Source organism: Tahibacter sp., from assembly GCF_035481375.1.
Lineage (GTDB): Bacteria > Pseudomonadota > Gammaproteobacteria > Xanthomonadales > Rhodanobacteraceae > Tahibacter.
Map to the genome: position 1 here is coordinate 1 of NZ_DATIGT010000237.1, position 1,936 is coordinate 1,936.

Here is a 1,936-nt window from a genome sequence, read left to right on the forward strand (position 1 = left end):
TCGGCCTCGCCGCCGCTGCGATTGCCGGCGATGCCGCGGTCGCCGATTGGTGGGACGGCCGGCCGTTCGACCGCATCCTGCTGGACGCGCCGTGCACCGCGACCGGCGTGATCCGGCGCCAGCCCGACATCCGCCTGCACCGGCGTTCCGGCGATGTCGACCGCGCCGCGGCCGAACAGGCGCAACTGCTCGATGCGCTGTGGCCGTTGCTGCGGCCGGGCGGCCGCCTGGTCTATGCGACCTGCTCGATCCTCTCGCGCGAGAACGCCGCACAGATCGACGCGTTCCTCGCGCGCACGCCGGACGCGCGCGCCGTCGACGCGATACCCTCGCGCTTTGGCCGCGCCGCGGGCGCCGGTCGCCAGAACCTGCCGGGAACGGGCGGCATGGATGGTTTCTTTTATGCCATTGTGGAAAAAGAGAGCGCATAGCCGCGGCCGCGCGCCGCTCGCGCTGCTGCTGGCGCCGCTGCTCGGGCTCGCGCTGCAGGGCTGCGCGCCGGGCGAGGCCAGCCTGACGCTCGGCGAAGCGCGCATCGACCAGCGCGGCGGCGGCACGCTGCTCGTCGTCGAATGCGACTGGAAGCCGAGCGGCGAAATGCTCGACGCGCTCGATCACGGCATTCCGCTGACGCTGCAGCTCGAACTCACGCGCGAGCGCCGCGGCCTGCTCGGCTGGACCGAGGCCCAGCGCGAGACCCACCGGCTCGAACTGCGCTACTTCCCGCTGTCGCGCAACTACCAGTTGCGCGATCTCGACCGCGCGACCGTGCGCAGCTTCGGCGTGCGCGCGGCGGCGATCGCCGCATTCAGCCGCATGGAGCTGCCGCTCGCCGCCGCGTCGATCCGCGCGGCCGGCTCCGAGCGCCAGCGCCTGCGCATCGCGCTCGACAGCGCGGCACTGCCCGGCGCGCTGCGCCTGCCGGCACTCGTCGATCCCGCCTGGCGCCAGGCCGTCGTGGAACGGACATGGCCTGGTACTCCGGCGGCCTGACCTGGGTCACGCGACGCCTGCTGCCGGCGCTCGCGGTGCTGGCGCTGCTCGGCTGCGCGCTGCTGCTCGCCGGCGATGCGGCGAGCGGCAGCAACCGCTTCGGCCGCCTGCATCCGTGGATGGTGATCTTCGCGAGCGCGGCGCTGCTCGTACTCATCGTCGTCATCGCGCTGCGCCTGCTGCGGCTCGTCGCCGACGCGCGGCGCGAAGTGCCCGGCGCGCGCCTGACGCGGCGCCTGCTGCTGATGCTGATGCTGCTCGCCGTGCCGCCGGTGCTCGTCGTCTATGGCTTCGCGCTGAATTTTCTCAACGCGACGATCGATGCCTGGTTCAGCGTGCGCCTGGAGCAGTCGCTCGACGACGCGCTGGAAATCGGCCGGCTCTACGTGGATGAACGGCTGCGCATCAGCCAGGATGCGAGCAACGCGCTGGCCGCTTCGGTCGAGACGCGCGAGGACGCCGAAATCCAGGCGGAACTCGACGGCGTCATCGACCAGCTCGGCGCGACCCAGCTGACCGTGTTCGGCGACAACGCCACGGTGATCGCGACGGCGAGTTCCGATCCACGCTTCCTTAATCCGGTCTATCCCGACGCGGCGACCCTGATGCGCCTGTCCGGCGGCGGCAGCTATGCCGCGGCCGAGCCGGTCGGCGACCAGCTCATGCTCCGCGTGCTCGTGCGAAGCAACGTCGCGAGCGGCTCGCCGCGCCTGCTGCAGACCTTGTTTCCGCTGCCGCAGAAACTGCGCCCGCTGACCCAGCGCGTCGAAGCCGCGAGCTTCGATTTCCGCCGGCTCAAGTTCCTGCGCGGCTCGCTGAAGCTGACCTTCAGCCTCGTGTTGACGTTCGTGCTGCTGCTGTCGGTGCTGTTTGCGCTGCTGACCGCGTTCGGCGTCGCGCGGCGTCTCGTCGCGCCGATCGGCCGGCTCGCGGCTGCTACACG

At 71.6% G+C, this 1,936-nt stretch carries 2 protein-coding genes and 1 pseudogene; all 3 read left to right on the forward strand.

Annotated features, from left to right (window positions below):
• Window positions 1–431, forward strand: a pseudogene (locus VLF18_RS15865) (16S rRNA (cytosine(967)-C(5))-methyltransferase RsmB); the annotation flags it as partial.
• Complete coding sequence (locus tag VLF18_RS15870) at window positions 403–993, forward strand: DUF4390 domain-containing protein (protein ID WP_325280602.1); 591 nt, start codon at window positions 403–405, stop codon at window positions 991–993. The pseudogene VLF18_RS15865 and the gene VLF18_RS15870, both read left to right, overlap by 29 nt.
• Window positions 969–1,936 (forward strand): hypothetical protein (locus tag VLF18_RS15875; protein WP_325280603.1); only part of this gene is annotated, 968 nt, incomplete at its 3' end. The genes VLF18_RS15870 and VLF18_RS15875, both read left to right, overlap by 25 nt.